Below are 1,712 nucleotides of genomic sequence, written 5' to 3'. Positions count from 1 at the left end.
GGCCTACCGGGTGTGTGGGGGTCGGATCACGCCGACTTCTCCCGTTCGTCCGGCTGGTCGCGGGGTACGAGGGTCGGGTTGACGTTGTCGAGCACGGTGTCGCGGCTGACGACCACCCGGGCCACATCGTCCCGGCTCGGCACCTCGTACATGACGTTCAGCAGGACCTCCTCCAGGATCGTGCGGGCGGCGCGGGCGCCGGTGCGGCGCAGCAGTGCCTGCTCCGCGATGGCCTCGACGGCCTCATCGGTGAACTCCAGCTCCACGCCGTCCATTTCGAACAGCTTCTGGTACTGCTTCAGCAGAGCGTTGCGCGGCTCCGTGAGGATGCGGACCAGCGCGGTCCGGTCGAGCGGGTCCACCGCCGCCATCATCGGAAGCCGCCCCACGATCTCCGGGATCAGGCCGAACTTCAGCAGGTCCTGCGGCATCACCCGCGCGAACGGGCGCTCGTCCTCGGCCTCCTGACCCGCCCCGGGCGAACCGGTGAAGCCGATCGTCCGGCTGCCCGACCGCTGCTCGACGATCTGCTCGAGGCCCGCGAAAGCCCCGCCCACGATGAAGAGGACCTGCGACGTGTCGAACTGGATGAACTCCTGCTGCGGATGCTTGCGCCCGCCCTGCGGCGGCACCGAAGCCACCGTGCCCTCCAGGATCTTCAACAGCGCCTGCTGCACTCCCTCGCCCGATACATCCCGCATGACCGAGGGGTTCTCGCTCTTACGGGCCACCTTGTCGATCTCGTCGAGGTAGATGATCCCGCGCTGCGCTTTCTCCACGTCGTGATCGGCCGCCTGCAACAGCTTGAGCAGGATGTTCTCCACGTCCTCGCCCACGTACCCCGCCTCGGTGAGCGCGGTCGCGTCGCCGATCGCGAACGGCACGTCGAGCATCCGGGCCAAGGTCTGCACGAGGTACGTCTTGCCGCAGCCGGTGGGTCCCATCAGCAGGATGTTGGACTTGCCCAACTCCACCGGCTCCGGTCCGGCCGCCGCCTCCGAGCTGGTGGTGCCGTTCGCGCCGGCCGCTGGTGCGGACTCCTGGCGGACCCGCTTGTAGTGGTTGTAGACCGCCACCGACAGGGTCTTCTTCGCGTCCTCCTGCCCGATCACGTACTGCTCGAGGAACGTGAAGATCTCGCGCGGCGTGGGCAGTTCGCCCGGCGCGCCCTCCGTCGCCTCCTCGGCCTCCTCCGCGATCAACTCGTTGCACAGGCCCACGCATTCATCGCAGATGCAGATGCCGCTCGGGCCCGCGACGAGCTTCCTGACCTGCTTCTGGCTTTTACCGCAGAACGTGCACTTCAGCAGGGATTCGCTGTCGCCGATGCGTGCCACTCGTACCTCAAATGCCTGGATTCAGATGACGTCACCATGTGAAGCGAAGGTATCCTGAGCCGTGACGGACGGCAATGCATACAGGCACCGACGAGTGAGGGCAATGGGTCGGCTCAGCAGGGCGCAGTCGCAGCAGCTCAATCGCGCCAAAGTGCTCGCGGCGGCTCGGGCGGAGTTCGCCGCACGCGGCTATCCCGGCGCCAAGGTCGACGGCATCGCCGAACGCGCAGGCCTCACCCGAGGCGCCGTCTACTCCAACTTCCCCGGCAAGCGCGCCCTTTACTTCGCCGTCCTCGCCGAACTCGCCGAGTCGCCGCAGGTCGGGCCCGGTACGGGAAGCGGTACCGGGGCTTTTGGCGGGTCGGGGGCGCACGT

2 protein-coding genes are annotated in these 1,712 nt (G+C 67.7%); one reads left to right on the top strand and one right to left on the bottom strand.

Features of this window, described 5'->3' with window-relative positions:
- Positions 1–26: 26 nt before the first annotated feature.
- The gene (gene clpX, locus GUY60_RS37410) at positions 27–1,337 is read right to left on the bottom strand and encodes an ATP-dependent Clp protease ATP-binding subunit ClpX (RefSeq protein ID WP_161705952.1); all 1,311 of its coding nucleotides are present in this window, start codon (positions 1,335–1,337) and stop codon (positions 27–29) included.
- 103 nt (positions 1,338–1,440) lie between these two features.
- Between clpX and GUY60_RS37405 the strand changes: the two genes are divergently transcribed.
- A partial coding sequence (locus tag GUY60_RS37405; protein ID WP_161705951.1) for a TetR/AcrR family transcriptional regulator occupies positions 1,441–1,712 on the top strand: 272 nt, incomplete at its 3' end.

Origin of the sequence: Streptomyces boluensis, from assembly GCF_009908195.1 — a bacterium.
In the GTDB taxonomy this organism is placed as follows: domain Bacteria; phylum Actinomycetota; class Actinomycetes; order Streptomycetales; family Streptomycetaceae; genus Streptomyces; species Streptomyces boluensis.
The sequence above is the reverse complement of the archived record's forward strand: the minus strand, read 5'-3'. Positions and strand labels throughout refer to the sequence as shown.